Here is a 20,018-nt window from a genome sequence, read left to right as displayed (position 1 = left end):
AGCTATTGTCCGGCAAACAACCGATTATACCGGCACCGAACGGGAATCGGCTAACAGGGGGAGCGGACGGGCTAGGCTCCGGCTGCAGGCCCGGATGCAGCTGCGGGACCGGTGGCCTGGGCCGGGGTGCTCCCGTTGGATGAGTGCATGGCTGCGTCCGGCACAAAGTCGCCCAGTGCGCTGCCTACACCCTTGAGGGCTTCGCCGAGCTCGCTGGGAATGATCCACAGCTTGTTGGAGGTGCCTTCGGCCAGTTTCGGCAGGGTCTGCAGGTACTGGTAGGCCAGGAGCTTCTGGTCCGGGTTGCCCTTGTGGATGGCATCGAAGACCTTGGCGATTGCCTGGGCCTCGCCGTCGGCCCGCAGGATCGCTGCCTTGGCGTCACCTTCGGCAGCGAGGATGGCGGCCTGCCGGCGGCCTTCGGCGGTGAGGATCTGCGACTGCTTGGTGCCTTCGGCCGTCAGGATGGTTGCGCGCCGTTCCCGCTCGGCCCGCATCTGCTTCTCCATGGAGTCCTGGATCGACAGGGGCGGTTCAATGGCCTTGAGCTCCACCCGGGAGACCCGGATACCCCAGCGGCCGGTGGCGTCATCCAGGACGCCGCGCAGCTGGCCGTTGATCTGGTCACGGGAGGTCAGCGCCTCTTCCAGGTTCAGCCCGCCGACTACGTTGCGGAGTGTGGTGGTGGTCAGCTGCTCCACTGCCTGGATGTAGTTCGCGATCTCATAGGTGGCTGCCCGGGCATCGGTGACCTGGAAATAGACCACGGTATCGATGGAGACCACGAGGGAGTCCTCGGTGATGACCTGCTGCGGGGGGAAGGACACCACCTGTTCACGCAGGTCCAGCAGGGGCAGCATCCGGTCCACAAAAGGAACCAGGATGGTCAGGCCGGGATTCAACGTGCGCTGGTACTTGCCAAGCCGCTCCACCACGCCTGCCCGGGCCTGCGGGACGATCTTGACCGCCTTGACCAGGATGACCAGTACAAAGATCACCAGGACGGCGAGAATAACTAGGACTGCTGTTCCACTCATGTTCCCCCTTGCGTTCCGCGGGAGCCGGGCCGGATCCCGCGGATTGGTTCAGCGGGATCCCTTCCGGAATTCCCGCACTTGGTTTGGCGGCCATGCCGCCGGGTTTATGCCGCTGTTGTTCCCGTTCCGGTTGCCTGGACCAGGGCGGTGGCCCCCTCGATGCGTGCGACGCTGACCTCGACGCCCGCGGGCAGCGGGGATCCGTCAACGCTGCGGGCAGTCCACGTGTCTCCGCCGATCTTCACCGTTCCGGAGGAACCCGTTACGGATTCCAGCGTCACCGCAGGCGCGCCTATTATCCGGTCAATGTTGGACAGCTGGTCCTTGTCGCCCTTCTGCAGGTGCTTCAGGGCGACCGGGCGTACTACACCGATCATAAGAACGGAGACCACCGCGAACACCACGACCTGCAGGAAGAGCGGGGCGGCGAAGAACGAGGCCAGCATAGCGGCCAGGGCGCCCACGGCGAGCATGCCGAAGAACAGGTCAAGGGTAAGGGCCTCGACGGCGGCGAATCCAAGGAATAGCACCAACCAGAGGGCCCAGCCGTAGCTGAGCATCCATTCGAAGACTTCCTGCATCCGTTTTCCCCTTATCTTCCGGACAGTTCCGCTTGTCCTGCTTGTCCTGCTTGTCCTGCTTGGTCCGCTACCTGCGGCAACGGTAGCGCGCGGCGGCGGTTACCGGGCGTTTAGTACATTCTGCCCGAGACCGTGCCCCAGACCTAGGGCTACGGGCGGCGGAAGGATAACGTTTTGTGCGTCCGGGCTCAGTCGGCGCGGAAGATCTGCAGGGTGAAGGATGCAGTCACTTCGACGGGATCGGGCAGGTCGGCCAGGGTCCGCTCGAGGGCGGCCGGTTCCAGGTGCCGGGCGGAAGGGCCCATCAACACGACGTTTCGAACGTCCGCTTTGCCCAGCTGCATGCAGTACGTGCACTGTGCGGTGTCCAGGCGAGAGAAACCGGGCGACAGGGACGCGCTGACCCGTTCTTCCTTTTCGGCGGCGATACCCAGCATCGCCGCCCCTGCCCGGATTTCCTGCAAATGCTCGGGCCGCGGAGTCACCACTGCCAGGATGCCGCCGGGAGCCAGGACACGGCGGAATTCGGGTGGGTTCCTCGGTGCGAAGACGTTCAGGACCACGTCCACGGAGGCATCCCGCAGCGGAAGCCGCCGCCAGACGTCCCACACCAGTGCGTAGGTTCCCGGCAGTGCGCGGGCTGCCCGGCGCAGCGCGTACTTGGAAATGTCCAGTGCCACCGCGGCGGCCCCGGGCAGCGGCCGAAGCACCTCGCCGAGGTAGTAGCCCGTGCCGGCGCCGGCGTCGAGGACCGCTCCTGCGCGAGGTGCTGCGGCCGATACGAGGCGTGCCAGCTCAGCCGCCATGGGTTGGTAGTGCCCGGCCGCCAGAAAGTCGGTGCGGGCCTGCACCATGGCGGCAGTGTCGGCCTGGAACTTGGTGCCGCCGCCGGTGAGGAGATTGAAATAGCCCTGCTTGGCCGCATCATATCGATGACCTGCAGCGCAGCTGAGGGACCGGTTGCCCGAATCGGGTTCGAGGCTGCTGCCACAGACGGGACAGACCAGCAGCGGCAGGGAAGGCATGAGTCCATCCTAAGGCGGCGGTTGGCCCCGCCGGCTGAGGACATTAGGCTTCGGAGCGTGAAACCATGTGACCTGCCTCTCCTGCATTCCCTGTCCGCCCCGGCCGTGCATCCCGATGCCCTGCACTGCGTGGTCTCAGTGACCCGGCCGGACTTCACCGCTGATGCCTATACAGGGCAGCTGTGGCGGGTTCCCCTGACGCAGGGAGGCCGGCCGCGCCGGCTCACCCGCGGTTTCCGGGACACGTCGCCGAAATACAGTCCCGATGGTTCCAGCCTCGGTTTCCTGCGTGCGGCACCGGGGGAGCCGGCTCAGCTGTATATCCTCGGTGCCGGCAGCGGGGAGCCCGTCCAGCTGACTGACGCATTGCTGGGCGTGTCCTGGTTTAATTTCTCGCCGGACGGACGCAGCGTGGTGTTTTCCGCCCGCGTACCGGAGGAAGGCCGGTACGGAACCACGGACGGCGTGGGTTCCACCGCTGAGGATCCCCGGCTCATCACCACCTTCAAATACCGGATGAACGGGGTGGGCTACACCGGCGACAAGCCCGTGCAGATCTTCCACTTGGTCTTGCCGGACCTCGACGCCGAGCCGCACGTCGAACCGCGGGGCCGGGCCAAGGACGGCGGCGAGCCCGGAAAGGGCCTGCCCGAGGCCGTGCAGCTGACTTCCGACGCAGTGGACCATCTGCAGCCGGTGTTCACGGCGGACGGCGGCAGGATCCTGTTCACGTCCTCCCCGGATATGGATGCGTCCCTGGTGTCCGATGTCTTCAGCATCCACCCCGACGGCACCGGCCTGACCCGGCTTACCAACCACGACGCCGGCAACCCGCTGACGGTTTCGGATCCGGTGGAGAGCGCCAACGGGCACTGGCTGTTCTATCTGGGCCAGGAGGTTTCCGTCACCGGCACCGATTTCGTCGCCCGGAACACCGCACTGTATGCGGCCCCGGCAGCGGATCCGACCGCAGTGCGCCGACTGACGGACCCGGAGAGCGTTGATCTGGCAGAGGGTACCGTGGTGCCGCACCTCGGCGCCGAGGTGCTGGTCTTTCGCCGGTCCCGCGGGGCAGGCGAACTCCTGGCCGTGGATGCGCGCGGACGCGTGGAAGTTCTGGTGACGGGGCACCGGGTCGTGGAAACTGCCGGGTCCGCGGACGGCACAGTGGTGGTCGGCTACACCGACCCGCGGACGGCCGGCGACCTCGCCGTCGTCGACGACGGCGGGCTCCGCCCCATCACGGACTTCTCCGACGCGCTGCGCCGGGAAACCGCAGTGGCGCTGCCGGTGGAGGAAACCCACCCCTCCGGAGACGGCTATCCCGTGCACGGCTGGCTGGCACTGCCCGAGGGGCCCGGCCCGCACCCGGTGCTGCTGAACATCCACGGCGGGCCGTTCGCCCAGTACGGCTGGGGCTATTTCGACGAGACACAGGTCTACACCAACGCCGGTTACGCGGTGCTGATGTGCAACCCCCGGGGGTCCGCCGGCTACGGGCAGGCACACGGCCGAAGCATCAAGGAAGCCATGGGCACCCTGGACCTGGCCGATGTGCTGGCGTTCGTGGACGGTGCGCTGGCCGCGCATCCGGAACTGGACGGAAACCGGCTGGGCATCATGGGCGGCTCCTACGGCGGCTACCTCACGGCGTGGACCATTGCACACGACCACCGGTTCACTGCCGCCGTGGTGGAACGCGGCTTCCTCGATCCGCTGTCCTTTGTCGGCTCCGCGGACATCGGCTGGTTCTTCAGCGCCGGCTACACCGGCACGGATCCGGCCGCCGTGCAGGCGCAGAGCCCGATGGCGTGCGTGGACTCCGTCCGCACCCCCACCTTCGTAGTCCATTCCGAAGAGGACCTGCGCTGTCCGGTGGAGCAGGCCCAGCGGTACTACACCGCCCTGAAGCTGCGGTCGGTGCCTACGGAGCTGCTGCTCTTCCCGGGCGAAAACCACGAGCTCTCACGCAGCGGCACGCCGTGGCACCGGCGGCGGCGCTTCGAGCACCTGCTCGCCTGGTGGGCCCGCTGGCTGCCGACGCCGCAGAACCCGGCCCCGGAACAGGCCCGCACGCCGGAGCCTGCGCGTGCCTAAAGCCCGCCGGACCTAGAAACCCAGTATCCGCTGGGCCTCGCCGATCCCCGGCGAGGCCCACCGGCGGGCGTATTCGGCATTGCTGCACAGGGATCGGGGAAGCATCCTGTCCACATACACGGTTCCGAAGAGATGGTCCGTTTCATGCTGGACTATCCGCGCCTGCCAGCCGCTGAAGCGCTCCATGCGCTGCCGGGACTGCAGATCGGTGTAGTCCAGCACCACGGAACGCGGCCGGCGGACCACACCTTGGTAACCCTCGAAGGACAGGCAGCCCTCGAAGAACTCGACCGTCTCGTCACCGTCTGCTTCATACCGGGGATTGATGATCGTGAAGAACGGCAGGGGAACCCGCTCCCGGAGGGCGGAGGCCTCGGCACCGGCGTCGAAGGTGTCTTCCAGCACCGCGATCTGCAGCGGAATACCCAGCTGGGGTGCAGCCAGCCCCACGCCGGGGGCGGCGTGCATGACCCGGCGCATGAGCGCAACGAGCGCGTCCAATTCGGCGGCGTCCAGTTCGCCGTCGAAGGGCAGCGCCTCACGGCGGAGGGCGGGGTGCCCCAGTTGGACTATCGGCACGAGCTCCTGCTCTAGCATCGGCAGGACCAAGTCGCGCAGCAGGGCGGTGGAATCTGTGGGCACCGCTTCATCCTAGTAGCCGCTACGGTGTTCTCGCGCAGCCGGGGCGGCGTAACGTCGTGGGCACCATGACCGAGCAGCAGCCGTACAACGTCCTGGGACGGTATCCGGGTTTCGAATTGCGCCATTACCCCGCGCACATCGTGGCACAGGTCACCGTGAACGCAGGCTTCCAGGGGGCGGGCAATGCCGGCTTCCGGCACCTCTACGCGTACATCAGCGGGAGGAACTCGTTCCTGCCCCCGCCGGAACAGCCTCCCTCCGGCACCGACGGACAGGCCATGGCGATGACGGCTCCGGTCCTCCTGGAACCAAGCGCGATTCCGGGCGCCTTCTGCGTGGCCTTCGTCCTGCCCGCGGAGCTGACCGCTGCCGCAGCCCCGGTGCCCGAGGACCCGGCCGTCAGCATTGTTTCGGTGCCGGGCCAGACGGCCGCTGCTGCGGCGTTTTCCGGCCGCTGGAGCGAAGCCAACTACCAGAGCCATCTCCAAGACCTCCTGGCTGCCATATCCGCCGAAGGGTTCACCCCCCTTGGCGGTCCGCGGTTCGCGCGGTTCGACCCGCCGTTCCGGCCGTGGTTCCTGCGCCGCAACGAAGTGGTTCAGGATGTGGAGGGTCCGGGGGACTGAAGATACCCGGCGGCCTGTCCGACGTCGTCGAGCCGGCAGCCGAACTGGTGCTCAAGTGCAGGCTCGGCGGCGAACGCCGTCTGGAGGGACGGAGCGTCGGCGTGCGTCCAGGGACGCAGCAGGGGAGAGGCAGGCATCGGGCAGTTATGCCGCAGGCGGGACGAATCCCAGGGGCAGCAGGTCTTCCGCGGGAATGCTGACCGGGCCCTCCGGCGTCGGCAGGATCACGCGGATCCCGGGGTAGTAGTCGGCAAGGATCTGCCGGTCCCGGCCGCATGGGCTTTGGACGCCGCGGCCATGGTTTCCGACGGCGACGATGCAGGTGGGATCGGCCGCTCCGGCCGCCCGTGCCGCACCCAGGGCAACAAGTTCGGCGCAGGGACCGCCCGTGAAGTGATAGAGGTTCACGCCCGCATGCATGCCGCCGTCGGCCGTGCGGACCGCAGCGCCCATGGTATGGATGCCGTCTTCGTCGGGGCCGGCGTCGGTAGCAGCGTCAATGGTGCACCGGGCCAGGTCCACGAGTTCCCGGTCCGCCGGGGTGAGCGGAACGGCTGACGGGGGAAGGGAAGTAGGCATGCGCAGAGTCTACGGCGCGGGTCCGGCCGTTAAAGACAAACAGCCGGGCCCGCCGTCTGGCGAAACCCGGCTGTGCGGCTCGGGGCGTGACTAGCCCTCGCAGTCCACGCAGTAGGCCTCGCCGTTTTTTTCGCGGGCAATCTGCGAACGGTGGCGTACGAGGAAGCAGGACATGCAGGTGAACTCGTCTGCCTGCGGGGGAACCACCTTGATGAGCAGTTCCTCGCCGGAAAGATCCGCACCCGGAAGGTCAAAACCGTCAATGGCGTCTGACTCTTCGACATCGATGACTGCAGTCATCGCTCCGCCACGCTGCTGAGCTTTCAGACCCTCGAGGGAGTCTGTGTGCTGGTCTTCTTCCTTGACGCGCGGGGCATCGTAATCGGTAGCCATTTTCTTGTGCTTATCTCCTGATTGTGGGGGGGTGAAGCGTAGATCATATAGGGCAACGAAAGTCGCTGCACCAAACCGTACAGGCGTGGCGGACCACGGATGACAAAATACGGCAGGAAAGTGATCAACGTCCCGTCGGAACTTTGTATTCCCGCTTTCATGCCCGCGGCTGCCCGGGCCACGACCCGCTGGAGAGCAGGGAAGGGCAGCGTTACGCCTCCGGTTATGTTAAGCCGCGTAGTCCCGTCTGAGCAGCAAGCCCGGGCATTATGTCAACCCGCGACGGTACGCCTTGCGAGGGTGGCGTCAGCTGAAATCCGCGCGACCAGGTCGGACGGTTTCCCGGGCAGGGCAGGAGTAGGCGGGCGGTTATGTAAAGCCGCGCAGATGACCCAGCCGGGTTCCCGGGGGACGTTATGTCAACTGAGTACGCAGCGGCGCATGGGGCTCCAAGGGGACGGAAAGCGTCGGACCTGGTCAGCCGTTTTTGAGGCGTCAGCCGTGGCGGCCTTTCATTGCAGACGGCATCCGGGGCGGAGCCAGCACTGAAAAGCCCGGACGCTTGAAGATTACGAAAAACGGCGAAAACGGGGGATTAGCGGGCAATCGGGGCCGGATGGACGATCGGGGAATATCTGTGGTTTACGCCACTTCCGGCACCCCGTTTATAACGCCGATAATCTACATTATGTCAACTAGCGTTGAGAAGGGGGTCCCCCGGGGGCCGGTCCCTCAGTCCGGAGGACCTCGCTCGCCCGGAAAGCTCTGGATGCGTTCACGGGACGCAGGCTTCGTGCGGCGACGACTCCTGTGCCGTAGGTTCCGTCGGCAGGATTCCCTCCTGTGCCGTACTTTTCGGGTCGGGACGGCCGTCCGGGGTCAGGCGAAGGGTCAGGACGGACGCCGGACGCCGGCCCGTTCCTCTGACGCCGGTCCGTTCCACCTGTGCGGCTGATTCCCGCAGGATCCCGAGGTCTGTGACGCATGGGAAAGATGTGAACCCTCCAGCCACATGCGCCCCACTCAGTGGGACGCTGTGCCCGGCGGGACTGCTGGGCCGGGCCAGGCCAGCTCCCAGCCCAGCTCCTAGGTCCACTCCCCTAGGCCCACTCCCCTAGGCGCGCTTCGCCGTCACCAGCAAGTACTCCCAGTCCATGGCCGTGTTGCCGGTGCCGGCGCTGAACCCCCTCACCAGCTCCAGCAGCGCCTCATCCAGTGCAGCAGCGCGCTCCGGGCTGTCCGCAAGCGATTTGTACACGGCGATGGTGGGACCGTAGTTCGCTTTGAAGAAGCCCAGGAAGTCCGCCGGGGTCGCGAACCGGTCAACACGCAGGGTCCGGCGTTCGGCGGTGAAATCCTGCACCTTGCCGGCCAGGAGAGACTCCACATGCTCGGGGTTTCCCCACAACGGCGGCGGCTGCGCTCCGGGAGGCGGAGGCGGCGCGTACGGCTTCATGGTGGCGAACATGCGCCCGATGAATCCTTCCGGGGTCCAGTTGATCAGTCCGATCCTTCCGCCGGGCCGGCACACACGCACCATTTCAGACGCCGTCTGCCCGTGGTGCGGAGCGAACATCACTCCGACGCAGGACATCACCGCGTCGAAGGAGCCGTCCGCGAACGGAAGCGATTCGGCGTCGGCCACCACCCAGTTCAGGTGCGCGCCCCGGGACTGCGCTATCCGCTTGCCCGATTCGAGGAGTTCCGGTGTCAGGTCCGAGGCTGTCACGTCGGCGCCGGTCTCCGCAGCGACAATTGCTGCGTTGCCCGTACCCGCCGCGATGTCCAGGACCTCATCCCGGTCCGTAATAGCGCAGGCCTCCACCAGCACCGGGCCCAGGCCGGGAATGATCTCGGTGGCCACGGCCGTATAGTTCCCGAGCGCCCATACCGCCCGGAGCCTCGCTTTCAGTTCCCGGTCGGGGCTGGTTTGTGTGTCCGTCATGATCCTCACGTCCTTGCGTTTGAGGGGTCTTGCATTCCGCCCCTTTGTGCTGCCTGACCCTGTCAGTGTTCGACCCCGGCGTGTGCGGTGCCGTGTGCAAGGCCGGCCAGGTCACCCCGCAGCCGGGGATTGGTGATCCGGGCGGCCAGCAGCGGAATAGCTGTTTCCACGGCCGAGTCCCCCAGCGCCGCCCGGAACGAGTAGGCCCGGACAGTGAGCTCGTCGTGGCCGTAGCGGCTGGACAACTCGCTGAGTTCCCGTGCGTACACGAGTGCCAGCGGGGGATCCGAATGCAGCGACACCGTGCAGGCGAAGTCCAGGTTCCGTCCCCGGAACCAGCGGTACCAGGGGTCGGGGCGCAGCCCGCGGCGGATCCACTCTTCCGCAGCAGCCCGTTCGCCGGCAGTCAGCAGGACCCGGGCCTTGGCCTGGAACGCCGAGTCCAGATAACAGCGGTCCCCAAACGCCCCGGCCAGCGCGACCGCATGGTCGGCCATCTCCGCCGCTTCCAACGAATCGCCGGAAAACAAATATGCCTCGCTTCTCAGTGCCTCCACCAGCGGTCGGAACGCCGCCCAGTGCTCACTTGCAAGGAGCATCAGGGACGCGTCGAGTTGCTCAGCGGCGGTGCGGTGGTGCCCGGTCAGCAGGTATAGCCGGCCCAGCATGGCACGGGCGAACGCCTCCTGCCGGAGGTTGCCGCCAGCGGTGCTCAGACCCGCCGATCCGGCCAGCGCTTCGGCGGCTGCGGGATAGTCAGCGGTATCGGTGGCCAGCATTCCGCGGACGCCCAGTACCCTGGCCGTTTCGTCCGTCAGTCCGGCTGCCGACGCCAGCGCCAACGCCCGGGCCAGCCAGCGCAGCCCGCTCGCCGGGAAGCCGCGCTGTACGGCGAGGAATCCCAGTTCCCGGTACGCGGCAGCCTGCACGGCAGGACTGCCGTCCGGCCCGGAGAGGGACACCACGCGGTGCAGCAGGTCGGCGACCTCGGCGCCGCGGCCGCCGGCGCCGTGAATCAGGGCTCCGGCCAGGGCCAGGAGTGCCTCGGCCTGCAGCTGGCGGTTCCGGGTCCGTTCCGCCAGGCCGCCGGCCACCCGCAGGTGCGCCAACGCGGGTGTGGCGGCACCGGCGGCGAGGCAGGACGCAGCCGCTTCCAGATAGGACCTGACCGCGACGGCGGTGGCTGGCAGAGCGGTGATCCTGACATCCGGGGCGGCCAGTGCCTGCTGGACTTCAGCGGGCATGCCCAGGCCAAGGTGTTCGGCAAAAAGGCGGGCGCACCGGGTGGCCTGGTCCCGGGCTCCGCTGCGGTCCCCGCCGGCCAGGAGGGCGCGGACAAGCAGCGCATGGAAGTCACCGTTCAGCTGGTCCAGGCGAACGGCCTGCCCGGCGAACTGCACGGCAGTCCCGGTATCGCCGTCGGCGAGGGCAGCCAACCCCCTTTCGTAGGCCGCTGTTTCGACGAAGTGCCGCAGCCGGTGGCGTTCCACGGTTAGCCAGGTATCGAAGCCGGGGCAGTCGGCGAACTCCAGCCGTTCGAGCAGTTCGGCGGACGCGGTGTCCGCTGACCAGGGTGCGGCGGTATCGGCGTCGCAGGACGACGACGGCGGCAGCCGCAGGATCAGCGGGTCGCCCTGCAGCACCGACCCTGGGCCCAGCACGCGGCGCAGGTCCGACAGGTGCCAGCGCAGCGCCCCGAGCGGATCCCCGGCATCCGGGAACAGCATCGCGGCCAGCTGGCCGCGCGGTGTGGGAATGCGGTGCAGCAGCAGATAGGTGAGCAGCCCCCAACCCTTTCGGCCACGGGGCTGCCTCCCGTCACCGGCTGGGCACTCGATCGACGGCGGCCCCAGGAGGCGCACCTTAATCCCGGCCATGCACCACACTGTAGGACCAGGCCCGGCACGCCGAAAGGCCGGGACGCAACCACGCTGCGGGCAACGCCGTCGTCCGCACGAACCGACGGGCCTGGCGCTGCCCGTTGCGTGCCGGCCCCGGTGAGGTTAGCGTGCCGCACGGACTGGGAGCCCGCGCAATAGATCCGCTCTGCGCCAGGAAAATTCTTCTGCGCTGTCGATATCCACGCTGCCCGTTCGACGTCATAGTAGGAGGCGCATCAGCACCTTCTACGGAACAAGCAGCAAGGAGAGTGCCATGAAGTACATGTTCATCATGCGGGCCACGGACGAGGCGCTGCAGGCATCCAAGGACATCCCGTTTGAGCAGATCATCAACCAGATGGGTGCGTACAACGAGTCGATGATCAATGCCGGAGTGATGATCGGCGGCGAAGGCCTGGCAGACGTCTCGGAGGGCAGCGGGTTGGTGGTGGATTTCTCCGAGGATCCGCCGCTGGTCACCGACGGCCCCTACGGTGAAACCCACGAGCTGTTCAACGGGTTCTGGATTGTCCAGGTGGGCTCCCGCGAGGAGGCCGCGGAGTGGGCCAGCCGCGCACCGCTTGGGCCCGGGTCCAAACTCGAGGTCCGGCGCGTGCATGAAGCCAACGATTTCGCCGACTTTGCGGACAACGAGTACATCCGGAAGGAAGAACTGTGGCGTTCGGAAGAGGAGAACCTGAACGCGGGGAACAAATAGCCGTGGATTCCGCGGCAGCAGTCCGGGGACGCCTCGATGCCCTGTGGCGCATCGAAGGCGCCCGGATTGTGGCCGCCCTGGCCCGGGTGACCGGCGACGTCGGCCTTGCCGAGGACGCCGCGCAGGACGCCGTCGCCGAGGCCCTGGTCTCATGGAGCGGAACCGGCATTCCCCGTAACCCCGGTGCCTGGATCAGCGCGGTGGCCAAGCGCCGGGCCATCGACAGGTGGCGGCGGGCCGAGCAACTCCAGGACCGCTACGAGATGCTGGCACGCCGGGCGCAGGACGAGGCAGCCCCGGAGTGGGACCCGCTGCCCGACGATGTGCTTCGGCTGCTGTTCACGGCCTGCCATCCGGTGCTCTCCACGGAGGCACAGATTGCATTGACTCTGCGGGTGGTGGGGTCGCTGCGCACCGACGAAATTGCCCGGCTGTTCCTGGTCCCCACCGCCACCGTGCAGCAGCGCATTGTCCGGGCCCGGAAAACCCTGGCGGCGGCGAGGGTTCCCTTTGAACCGCCGGAGCCCAATGAGTGGACCCCGCGGCTGCGCGGGGTGCTGCATGTCATCTACCTGATGTTCACCGAAGGGTACGCGGCGACCAGCGGCGAGACCTGGACCCGGCCGGACCTGGCGAACGAAGCGCTGCGGATCGGAAGGATCCTCGCCGGGCTGGTCCCCCGGGTACCGGAGGCACACGCGCTGGTGGCCCTGATGGAATTCTCCGCCTCCCGCTTCGCCGCCCGCACCGGTCCCGGCGGTGCGCCCGTCCTGCTGGCGGACCAGGACCGCACCCGCTGGGACCGGGCGCAGGTCCAACGCGGCATCGCAGGCCTTGCCCGTGCCGACGGGTTGTCACAGGAGCTCGGCCGCGCACGCGGGAGTTATGCCCTGCAGGCCGCTATTGCGCAGTGCCACGCCACGGCCGCACGGCCCGAGCTTACGGACTGGCCCCGCATCGTGCTGCTCTACGAAGCACTGGGCCGGCTCTCCCCCGGTCCGGTGGTTGAACTGAACCGGGCGGTGGCAGTGTCCATGGCCACCGGCCCGGAAGCCGCCCTGGTCATCGTGAACCGCCTGGCGGCCGAAGGTGCACTGCAGGGATCCCACCTGTTGCCCAGTGTGCGGGCCGAGCTGCTGGCAAGGCTTGGCCGGACGGAGGAGGCCCGGGCCGAGTTTTCAGCTGCCGCAGCCCTGACCCGGAACCGCCGCGAACGGGAGGTGCTCGAACGCCGGGCCGCCGCTCCCTGAGATGTCAGCTGCGCCACGCCCGTTGGTAGAGTCCAGGGAACGCTTATACGCCGCATACCCGAAGGACCGCCTTGACCGCTTCCGCGCAGCCAATCCACGCCGACCCGATGAAGGATCCGCACTGGTGGCGGCAGGCCGCCGTCTACCAGATCTATCCGCGCAGCTTCTCGGACTCGAACGCAGACGGCCTCGGTGACCTGCCCGGCATCACGGCCAAGGTTCCGTACCTTGCGCAGCTGGGGGTCGACGCCGTCTGGCTGAGCCCGTTCTACCCCTCGGCGCTCGCCGACGGCGGGTACGACGTCGACGACTACCGCGCCGTCGATCCGCGCCTGGGCGGCCTGGACGACTTCGATGACCTGGCTGCGGCCCTGCACTCCGCCGGCATCAAACTGATCGTGGACATCGTCCCCAACCACTCCTCCAACCGCCACGCCTGGTTCCGGGAAGCACTGGCGTCCCCCAAGGGCTCCCCCGCCCGCAACCGGTACATCTTCCGGGACGGAACAGGACCCGGCGGGTCCCTGCCGCCGTCGGACTGGCAGTCCGTCTTCGGCGGCAGCGCCTGGGAGCAGGTGCCGGACGGGCAGTGGTACCTGCACCTGTTCGCCCCGGAACAGCCCGATTTCAACTGGGAGAACCCCGAGGTGCGCGCGGAGTTCCTCACCACCCTGCGCTTCTGGGCCGACCGCGGCGTGGACGGCTTCCGGATCGATGTGGCCCACGCACTGGCCAAGGACCTTACTGAGCCCCTGGCAACCAGCGCCGAGCTGACGCCGGAAGGTGACGGCGTCGACGGCGGCCACCCGTTCTGGGACCGTGACGAGGTCCACGAAATCTATGCCGAGTGGCGGAAGCTGTTCAACGAGTACGATCCTCCGCGCACGGCGGTGGCCGAGGCCTGGGTGCATGCCTCGCGCCGCGGGCGGTACGCCAGCCCCGAAGGCCTGGGCCAGGCGTTCAACTTCGACCTGCTCCAGGCGGACTTCGACGCCGCCCGGATCCGGGAGATCATCACCGCCAACCTGGGCCAGGCCGCCGCCACCGGGGCCTCCTCCACCTGGGTGCTGTCCAACCACGACGTCGTCCGGCACGCCACGCGTTACGGCCTGCCGCCCGCTCCGGCGGGCAGCCAAAAAGGGCAGGACGGAAAAGCGTGGGTCTTTTCGGGCGGCACCGAGCCGGCGCTGGACCGTGAGCTGGGCCTGCGCCGGGCGCGGGCCGCCACGCTGCTGATGCTCGCGCTGCCCGGCTCGGCCTACCTGTACCAGGGGGAGGAACTGGGCCTGCACGAAGTGGCGGAGATCCCGGACGCGGACCGGCAGGATCCCACGTTCCACCGCAATGCGGGTGTGGACAAGGGCCGTGACGGGTGCCGGGTGCCCCTGCCCTGGACCGCGGAAGGTCCGTCCTTCGGCTTCGGCACCGGCTCCGCCCATCTGCCCCAGCCCGGGGACTTCGCGCGGGCTGCCGTATCCGCCCAGGAGCAGGACGGGGACTCGAACCTGAATTTCTACCGCCGGGCCTTGGAACTGCGCGGAAAGCAGCAGGGTCCGGAGGAACTCGACTGGCTCGACAGTCCGGCCACCGTGCTGCACTTCCGGCGGCCCGGCGGCTGGCAGAGCATCACCAACTTCGGTGCCGAAGCCATCCAGCTGCCGGAGGGGTCCGTGCTGCTCAGCAGCGGGGCGCTCGAGGGCGGCCTGCTGCCGCCCGATACCACCGTCTGGCTGGCCTAGCCCGGACCCCGGTCCCGGGTCCTGTTCCGCCGGCACCTGTTGCGTCCGGGACCTGTTCCGTCCGCCACCTGTTGACGGGGACGGCCGGGTGGCTACCGTGGTGGGGACGGCATCCCCGTATGCCGGCCGGTACTGATGATCCGCCCGTACCTAAAAGGAGGTCCGTCATGGACCCGATCCCCGGTATCAACGTTTCAGTTCCGCCCAGCGGCCCGGGCTGCGTGGAATGCGCCGAGCAGCAGGGGTGGTGGTACCACCTGCGCCGGTGTGCCGAATGCGGGCACATCGGCTGCTGCGACAGCTCCCCCGGGCAGCACGCCACCCTTCACGAACAGCAGACCGGGCATCCCGTGATCCGCAGCTTCGAACCCGGGGAGGACTGGTTCTGGAACTATGCGGAGTCCTCCGTCTTCGCCGGACCGGAGCTGGCCCCGCCGGCCCACCATCCGAGCAGCCAGTCTGTTCCCGGACCGGCCGGCCGGGTGCCGCCGGGCTGGCAGGAGCTGCTGCACTGAAATGCCGGGGCGAGGCTGACAGGTCTACACTGTAAACATGACTAGAACCTATATTGTGACCGGATCCGCCTCGGGCATCGGAGCAGCAACCGCCGCCATCCTGAAGGAACGCGGCAACACCGTCATTGGCGTCGACCTGCGCAACGCCGACGTCGAAGCTGACCTGAGCAAGCCCGAGGGCCGCTCCGCCGCCGTCGCGAAGGCCGTGGAACTTGCCGGCGGGAACGTCGACGCGGTCATCGCGTGCGCCGGCATTTCCGCCCCGGCACCCATCACCGTTGCCGTGAACTTCTTCGGTGTCACGGATTTCCTGACCGAACTGGCCCCGACCCTGGCCAAGAGCAGCGCCCCGCGCGCCGCCGTCGTCAGCTCCATGGCGAGCCTGCAGCCCAACTCCCCCGAACTTGTCGACGCCATGCTCGCCGGCAACGAAGAGGAAGCCCTGCGGATCGGCCAGGCGCTTGCCGACAACGGCCCCCAGACCGGCTACCTGAACTACCCGTCCAGCAAGCGGGCCCTGAGCCGCTGGGTCCGCCGCGAGAGCATCACCCCCGCCTTTGCCGGCGCCGGAATTCCGCTGAATGCGGTTGCACCGGGCACCGTGCTCTCCGCCATGACGCGCGACCTGCTGTCCACCCCTGAAGGCCGGGCCATGGTGGACGCCAACGTGCCCATGCCGCTGAACGGCCACTCGGAACCGGAAGTTATTGCCCGCCTCCTGATCTGGCTGACTTCCGAAGAGAACACCCACACCACGGGACAGACCATCTACACCGACGGCGGCGCCGACGCCACGCTGCGCGGCGACGACATCTGGTCCTAACCTGCCTCACCGCCCATCGGCGGAACCGTTGGCGCCGGTGAGGACTATCTCCCGGCGCCGGCGGCCCGCCCGGCGCAGCACGCCCAGCCGCATTGACACATAGGCCAGCGCCCCTACGGGGATCGGCAACCAGAACTGCAGGATCCGCCAGGACAGGACCCCCAGGACCGCCACGTGTGACGGTGCGCCGAATCCGGTGAGAGTGGGGACCAGCAGCCCCTCCACCAGCCCTACCCCGCCGGGGGTCAGCGGCACCATCGACACCAGCCCGGCCAGGGAATAAGCGACCAGCAGCTCCCCCGGCCCCAGCACATGGCCAAACGCGGCCACCAGCACCCACAGGCAGGCTGCGTCCAGAAGCCAGCGCAGCGCCGCAAGCGCCACTCCGGCAAGAAGCCGGCGCGGCTGTGCACGGAACATCTGTGTTTCGCCGGCCACCGTCCGGACAAATTTTTCGGCACTGTCCGGATGCATCAGCGGAACCGCTCCTGCCACCGACCGCACCACCCGCACCGCTCCCGCGAGATGCCGGTCCAGGACGGTGAGCAGAGCTACGACAAGCACGAACAGTGCCAGCACCACGGACCCGGCGGCCGCGTAATAGCCGCTGACGTTCACCTGCCCGAGCATGGACAGCAACCCGATACCAAACAGCGCACCGAGAACCAGGTTCGCTCCCAGCACCTGGATGGTTGCCGCGCTGAGCGCATCCTGCGGCGGAGTCCCGGACAGGGTGAGCAGCCGGAACCGGGCAGCGGCCGACGTCGTTCCCCCGCCCGGCACCACGTGGTTAATGGCGGTGTCACACAGGTCGATCCGCACCAGCGTGAAATAGGACGGCCGCGAGGAGCCGGGTAGTACCACCCGCGTCAGGGCGCTGTAGCTCAGCCAGGAGGTGACCTCCAGGCACAAAGCACCCACCAGCACTATCAGCGGCAATCCGGCCAAGGACCGCAGGACGTTGTCGATACCGACCAGCTGCGGCAGGACCGCGTATTCGAAGACCAGCACCAGCACCACGCCCACCGCCATCGCGCGCAGATACCGCCGGCGGCTGGACGAATGCCGGGAACCGCGTGCCGAGAAGCAGTGCCTAGGCATGGTTCAAGCACAGCAGACAGTCTGCATCCATGCCAGCCCCCGGTCTTTGTCCGGGCAGGCAAGGCGCAACACGCGCATTTCGCCTCGGCGTGCCCTTTCTGACATGATGTTGGTATGTTACCGACATCGTGTTGGCAACAGTTCCAGCAATTCACCAAGGGGTTCCGATGTTCCTAGCGCTTCGAGAGTTGCGTTTCGCCCGGGCCAGGTTCGGACTGATGGGTGGCGTCGTCGCCCTCATCGCCGTCCTTATGGTCCTTCTATCAGGCTTGTCCTCCGGACTCGTCAACGACGGCGTGTCCGGCCTGAAAGCCATGCCGGCCACCGCCTTCGCCTTCAACGAGGGCACCAAGACCGATAACGCCTTTTCCCGCAGCGTGGTGGACGAGCACCAGGCCGCCGTCTGGGCCGGGCAGCCCGGCGTGGAAGAGGCCGCCCTGATGGGCACCGCCATGATGAACGGCACCACCGGCACCGGCACCCAGGTTGACCTGGCCCTGTTCGGGATCGAGCCCGGTTCCTTCCTGGCCCCGAAGGTCGGCGAAGGACGCAGCATTGCCGCCCCGAACGAGATAGTGGTGTCAGCCACTGCAGCCGAAGAAGGCCTGCACATCGGTGACGTCGTCACCCTGGAGCGCATCGGCGTCGAGCTGACCGTTGTGGGCTACACCGACGGGCAGGCGACTTTCGGTCACGTCAACGTGGGCTACCTCCCGCTGGACACCTGGCAGTACCTGGCCAGCGGCCAGAGTACTCCCGGGGCGCCGACCGCTGACACCGTGTCCGGCGTTGACTTCGACACCGCCAGCACGGTTGCCCTGAAGGCAGCCGACGGCGCGGACCTCGATTTCGCCGCCGGCGACGAAGCCGCCGGAACAGTCACCTCGACCCTGGCGGAGTCCTTCAACGCCTCCCCCGGATACTCCGCCGAAACCATGACCCTGGAAATGATCCAGATCTTCCTGTACGCCATCTGCGCCCTTGTGGTGGGCGCGTTCTTCACGGTCTGGACCATCCAGCGCAAGCACGAGCTCGCGGTGCTGCGCGCCGTAGGCGCCTCCACCGGATACCTGCTGCGTGACGGACTGCTCCAGGCAGCCATCATCCTGGTGACCTCCACCGTTGTCGGCATTCTCGCCGGCCTCGCCATGGGTGCCGGGCTGAGCGGTACGGCAATGCCGTTCGCCCTTGAGGCCACCCCCATCCTGACGGCCACGATGCTGACGATCGTCCTGGGCCTGGCGGGCGCTGCCCTGGCCATCGTCCGGATTTCCCGCGTAGATCCCCTTGCAGCCCTTGGAGGACAGAGATGAGCACCGCCACTGAAGAACGTTCCCCCGGCACGCGTACCGGCGGACTGTTGATCGACTCCGCAAACCTCGCCCTGGGCGACGGTGACAGCACGGTGCAGGCCCTGGCTAACGTGTCGCTGACCGTCCGGCCCGGTGAGATGGTCGCCGTCGTCGGCCCGTCCGGCGCCGGAAAGTCCAGCCTGCTGGCCGTGGCCGGAGCCCTCACCATCCCCGATTCCGGGACCGTCCGGGTCAACGGAGTGGATCTGGCCACCTTGGGCAAGGCGGCCCGGGCCCGGTTCCGCCTGCAGGAGATCGGCTTCGTGTTCCAGTCCGGAAACCTGATTCCGGCGCTGAATTCGGCGGAACAACTGCGCCTGATGCAAAAGCTTGCCGGCACCCGGGACACTCTCGACCCGCTGGAGCTCCTGGCGGCAGTGGGCATGGACCACAAGGCCCGGAGCCGGCCCGACCAGCTGTCCGGTGGTGAACGCCAGCGGGTCGGGATTGCGCGTTCGCTCGTGAACCGGCCGTCACTGCTGCTCGTGGACGAGCCCACCGCTGCACTGGACCGCGCCCGCAGCCAGGACGTGGTTGCCCTGCTGGCCAGGGAAACCCATGAGCGCGGCGTTGCTACAGTTATGGTGACGCACGATCACGACGTCCTGCACCACTGCGACCGCGTCGTCGAGATGGTGGATGGACGCCTCTCAAGCTAGCCACAGCACGAACAGGAGGGCATAAGTGCCCCGAATCACTGCCCCCACGGTGGCCGAACACCGGGCGGCACAGCAGCGGGCGCTGCTGGACGCGGCACGTACCCTCCTGGCCCGCACCGGCGAGGCCCCCAGCATGGCCGAAGTGGCCGCGCTGGCGGGCCTTGCCCGTCCGAGCGCCTACCAGTATTACAAGTCCCGCCAGGATCTCCTCCATGCCCTGGTGCTGGACGTTTTCCCTCGCTGGACGCAGCGGGTGCGGGAAGCCATGGATGCGGAGCAGGAACCCGCGGACCGCATCATGGCCTACGTGCTGACGAACATCCGCCTGGTCGCGGAGGGTGAGCACGCGGTCGGCAACGCGCTGGCCGCCGTCGCCCCCGGCGAGGAACTGGACAACCAAAGTGCCATGATGCACCGCCAGCTGCTTACTCCGCTGGTGGAGACGCTGAGCTCGATGGGGGTTCCGGATCCCCCGGTGACGGCCGAGCTCATCAACGCCATCGTGCATTCGTCCACCAGGCTGCTGGAGTCCGGCACCGGGCCGGAGACGGTCGAGGAGCGCGTCCGGGAACTCCTCGGCCCCTACGTCCGCGAAAACCGCACTATCCCCGCCCGGGAGGGCACCCCATGACAGACACGACCGTCCGACCTGCCCCGACCGTCCGGACCTGGCCTTGGGTCCTGGCCGCAGACCTCGTCCTCATCGTCGTTTTCGCCGCCCTCGGCCGGCAAAGCCACGAACACGGCCTGGCCGTACTCGGCATCCTCACCACCGCACTGCCGTTCCTGGCGGCCTGCCTGCTCTCGTGGACGGCCATGCGCGCCTGGCGGCGTCCGGCACGGCTATGGCCCGACGGCGTCGTCATCTGGCTCGGAACCGTAGCCGCCGGCCTGGGTATCCGTGCGCTGGCCGGCGGCGGCACCGCCGTCAGCTTCCAGGTGGTCACCCTCGCCGTGCTCGGGGTGTTCCTGCTCGGCCAGCGCGCGGTGTGGACAGTTATGTCCCGCCGCCGGCACCGTTCCATCCACTAGGCTCAAAGAAAGCATCAGTCGATA

The 20,018-nt window shown here is 67.8% G+C and carries 21 protein-coding genes; 11 read left to right on the top strand and 10 right to left on the bottom strand.

Features of this window, described 5'->3' with window-relative positions:
* Positions 1-71: 71 nt before the first annotated feature.
* From LJ760_RS08050 to LJ760_RS08040, 3 genes are all read right to left on the bottom strand, one after another.
* The gene (locus LJ760_RS08050; RefSeq protein WP_227921560.1) at positions 72-1,037 is read right to left on the bottom strand and encodes an SPFH domain-containing protein; all 966 of its coding nucleotides are present in this window, start codon (positions 1,035-1,037) and stop codon (positions 72-74) included.
* A 104-nt stretch (positions 1,038-1,141) separates the two neighbouring features.
* A complete protein-coding gene (locus LJ760_RS08045) occupies positions 1,142-1,618 on the bottom strand; it encodes an NfeD family protein (RefSeq protein WP_227921558.1) in 477 nt (158 codons plus the stop codon).
* Between the two features lie 188 nt (positions 1,619-1,806).
* Positions 1,807-2,643: a putative RNA methyltransferase gene (locus tag LJ760_RS08040; RefSeq protein WP_227921556.1), complete on the bottom strand. Its 837-nt coding sequence runs from the start codon at positions 2,641-2,643 to the stop codon at positions 1,807-1,809.
* Between the two features lie 57 nt (positions 2,644-2,700).
* On the opposite strand from LJ760_RS08040, the gene LJ760_RS08035 reads away from it, so the two are divergent.
* The gene (locus LJ760_RS08035) at positions 2,701-4,740 is read left to right on the top strand and encodes a S9 family peptidase (protein WP_227921554.1); all 2,040 of its coding nucleotides are present in this window, start codon (positions 2,701-2,703) and stop codon (positions 4,738-4,740) included.
* Between the two features lie 12 nt (positions 4,741-4,752).
* On the opposite strand, the gene LJ760_RS08030 is transcribed toward LJ760_RS08035, so the two are convergent.
* The gene (locus tag LJ760_RS08030) at positions 4,753-5,382 is read right to left on the bottom strand and encodes a peptide deformylase (protein ID WP_227921552.1); all 630 of its coding nucleotides are present in this window, start codon (positions 5,380-5,382) and stop codon (positions 4,753-4,755) included.
* A 65-nt stretch (positions 5,383-5,447) separates the two neighbouring features.
* On the opposite strand from LJ760_RS08030, the gene LJ760_RS08025 reads away from it, so the two are divergent.
* Positions 5,448-6,008: an SOUL family heme-binding protein gene (locus tag LJ760_RS08025; RefSeq protein WP_227921550.1), complete on the top strand. Its 561-nt coding sequence runs from the start codon at positions 5,448-5,450 to the stop codon at positions 6,006-6,008.
* Here the strand turns inward: LJ760_RS08025 and LJ760_RS08020 are convergent.
* The 5 genes from LJ760_RS08020 to LJ760_RS08000 form a co-directional block, all read right to left on the bottom strand.
* On the bottom strand, positions 5,981-6,145 hold the full coding sequence (locus LJ760_RS08020) for a hypothetical protein (RefSeq protein ID WP_227921548.1): 165 nt from the start codon (positions 6,143-6,145) through the stop codon (positions 5,981-5,983). The two genes, LJ760_RS08025 and LJ760_RS08020, sit on opposite strands and share 28 nt — an antisense overlap.
* A gap of 7 nt (positions 6,146-6,152) precedes the next feature.
* A complete protein-coding gene (locus LJ760_RS08015; protein ID WP_227921546.1) occupies positions 6,153-6,587 on the bottom strand; it encodes a cytidine deaminase in 435 nt (144 codons plus the stop codon).
* A 90-nt stretch (positions 6,588-6,677) separates the two neighbouring features.
* The gene (locus tag LJ760_RS08010) at positions 6,678-6,980 is read right to left on the bottom strand and encodes a DUF4193 domain-containing protein (RefSeq protein ID WP_227911407.1); all 303 of its coding nucleotides are present in this window, start codon (positions 6,978-6,980) and stop codon (positions 6,678-6,680) included.
* A 1,114-nt stretch (positions 6,981-8,094) separates the two neighbouring features.
* Complete coding sequence (locus LJ760_RS08005) at positions 8,095-8,925, bottom strand: class I SAM-dependent methyltransferase (RefSeq protein WP_227921544.1); 831 nt, start codon at positions 8,923-8,925, stop codon at positions 8,095-8,097.
* Positions 8,926-8,987: 62 nt separating this feature from the next.
* Complete coding sequence (locus LJ760_RS08000; RefSeq protein WP_227921542.1) at positions 8,988-10,802, bottom strand: SARP family transcriptional regulator; 1,815 nt, start codon at positions 10,800-10,802, stop codon at positions 8,988-8,990.
* Positions 10,803-11,079: 277 nt separating this feature from the next.
* Here LJ760_RS08000 and LJ760_RS07995 point away from each other — a divergent pair, with 277 nt between their 5' ends.
* From LJ760_RS07995 to LJ760_RS07975, 5 genes are all read left to right on the top strand, one after another.
* Complete coding sequence (locus LJ760_RS07995) at positions 11,080-11,523, top strand: YciI family protein (protein WP_227921540.1); 444 nt, start codon at positions 11,080-11,082, stop codon at positions 11,521-11,523.
* A 2-nt stretch (positions 11,524-11,525) separates the two neighbouring features.
* The gene (locus tag LJ760_RS07990; RefSeq protein WP_227922760.1) at positions 11,526-12,773 is read left to right on the top strand and encodes a DUF6596 domain-containing protein; all 1,248 of its coding nucleotides are present in this window, start codon (positions 11,526-11,528) and stop codon (positions 12,771-12,773) included.
* A 107-nt stretch (positions 12,774-12,880) separates the two neighbouring features.
* Positions 12,881-14,512 (top strand): glycoside hydrolase family 13 protein, encoded by a 1,632-nt coding sequence (locus LJ760_RS07985; protein ID WP_227922757.1) that lies wholly within the window; start codon positions 12,881-12,883, stop codon positions 14,510-14,512.
* Positions 14,513-14,679: 167 nt separating this feature from the next.
* A complete protein-coding gene (locus LJ760_RS07980) occupies positions 14,680-15,027 on the top strand; it encodes a UBP-type zinc finger domain-containing protein (RefSeq protein ID WP_227921538.1) in 348 nt (115 codons plus the stop codon).
* Positions 15,028-15,064: 37 nt separating this feature from the next.
* Positions 15,065-15,850 carry an SDR family oxidoreductase gene (locus LJ760_RS07975; RefSeq protein ID WP_227921536.1) on the top strand — a complete coding sequence of 262 codons (786 nt, stop codon included), beginning with the start codon at positions 15,065-15,067 and terminating at the stop codon, positions 15,848-15,850.
* Between the two features lie 6 nt (positions 15,851-15,856).
* On the opposite strand, the gene LJ760_RS07970 is transcribed toward LJ760_RS07975, so the two are convergent.
* A complete protein-coding gene (locus LJ760_RS07970) occupies positions 15,857-16,951 on the bottom strand; it encodes a lysylphosphatidylglycerol synthase transmembrane domain-containing protein (protein ID WP_227921532.1) in 1,095 nt (364 codons plus the stop codon).
* 167 nt (positions 16,952-17,118) lie between these two features.
* Here LJ760_RS07970 and LJ760_RS07965 point away from each other — a divergent pair, with 167 nt between their 5' ends.
* Genes LJ760_RS07965 through LJ760_RS07950 form a run of 4 tightly spaced genes read left to right on the top strand, consistent with a single transcriptional unit; the run spans position 17,119 to position 19,994 of the window.
* The gene (locus LJ760_RS07965) at positions 17,119-18,264 is read left to right on the top strand and encodes an ABC transporter permease (protein WP_227921530.1); all 1,146 of its coding nucleotides are present in this window, start codon (positions 17,119-17,121) and stop codon (positions 18,262-18,264) included.
* Positions 18,261-18,962 (top strand): ABC transporter ATP-binding protein, encoded by a 702-nt coding sequence (locus LJ760_RS07960; protein ID WP_227921528.1) that lies wholly within the window; start codon positions 18,261-18,263, stop codon positions 18,960-18,962. The genes LJ760_RS07965 and LJ760_RS07960 overlap by 4 nt, the downstream gene beginning before the upstream one ends.
* Before the next feature lie 25 nt (positions 18,963-18,987).
* The gene (locus LJ760_RS07955; RefSeq protein ID WP_227921526.1) at positions 18,988-19,593 is read left to right on the top strand and encodes a TetR/AcrR family transcriptional regulator; all 606 of its coding nucleotides are present in this window, start codon (positions 18,988-18,990) and stop codon (positions 19,591-19,593) included.
* Entirely contained in the window at positions 19,590-19,994 is a 405-nt protein-coding gene (locus tag LJ760_RS07950; protein ID WP_227921518.1) for a DUF3054 domain-containing protein, read from the top strand. The genes LJ760_RS07955 and LJ760_RS07950 overlap by 4 nt, the downstream gene beginning before the upstream one ends.
* Positions 19,995-20,018: the final 24 nt, after the last annotated feature.

It is taken from the genome of Arthrobacter sp. zg-Y895, from assembly GCF_020731025.1.
Classification (GTDB): Bacteria; Actinomycetota; Actinomycetes; order Actinomycetales; family Micrococcaceae; genus Arthrobacter_B.
Note: the sequence above shows the minus strand (reverse complement) of the source record. Positions and strands in the feature narration are given on the sequence as shown.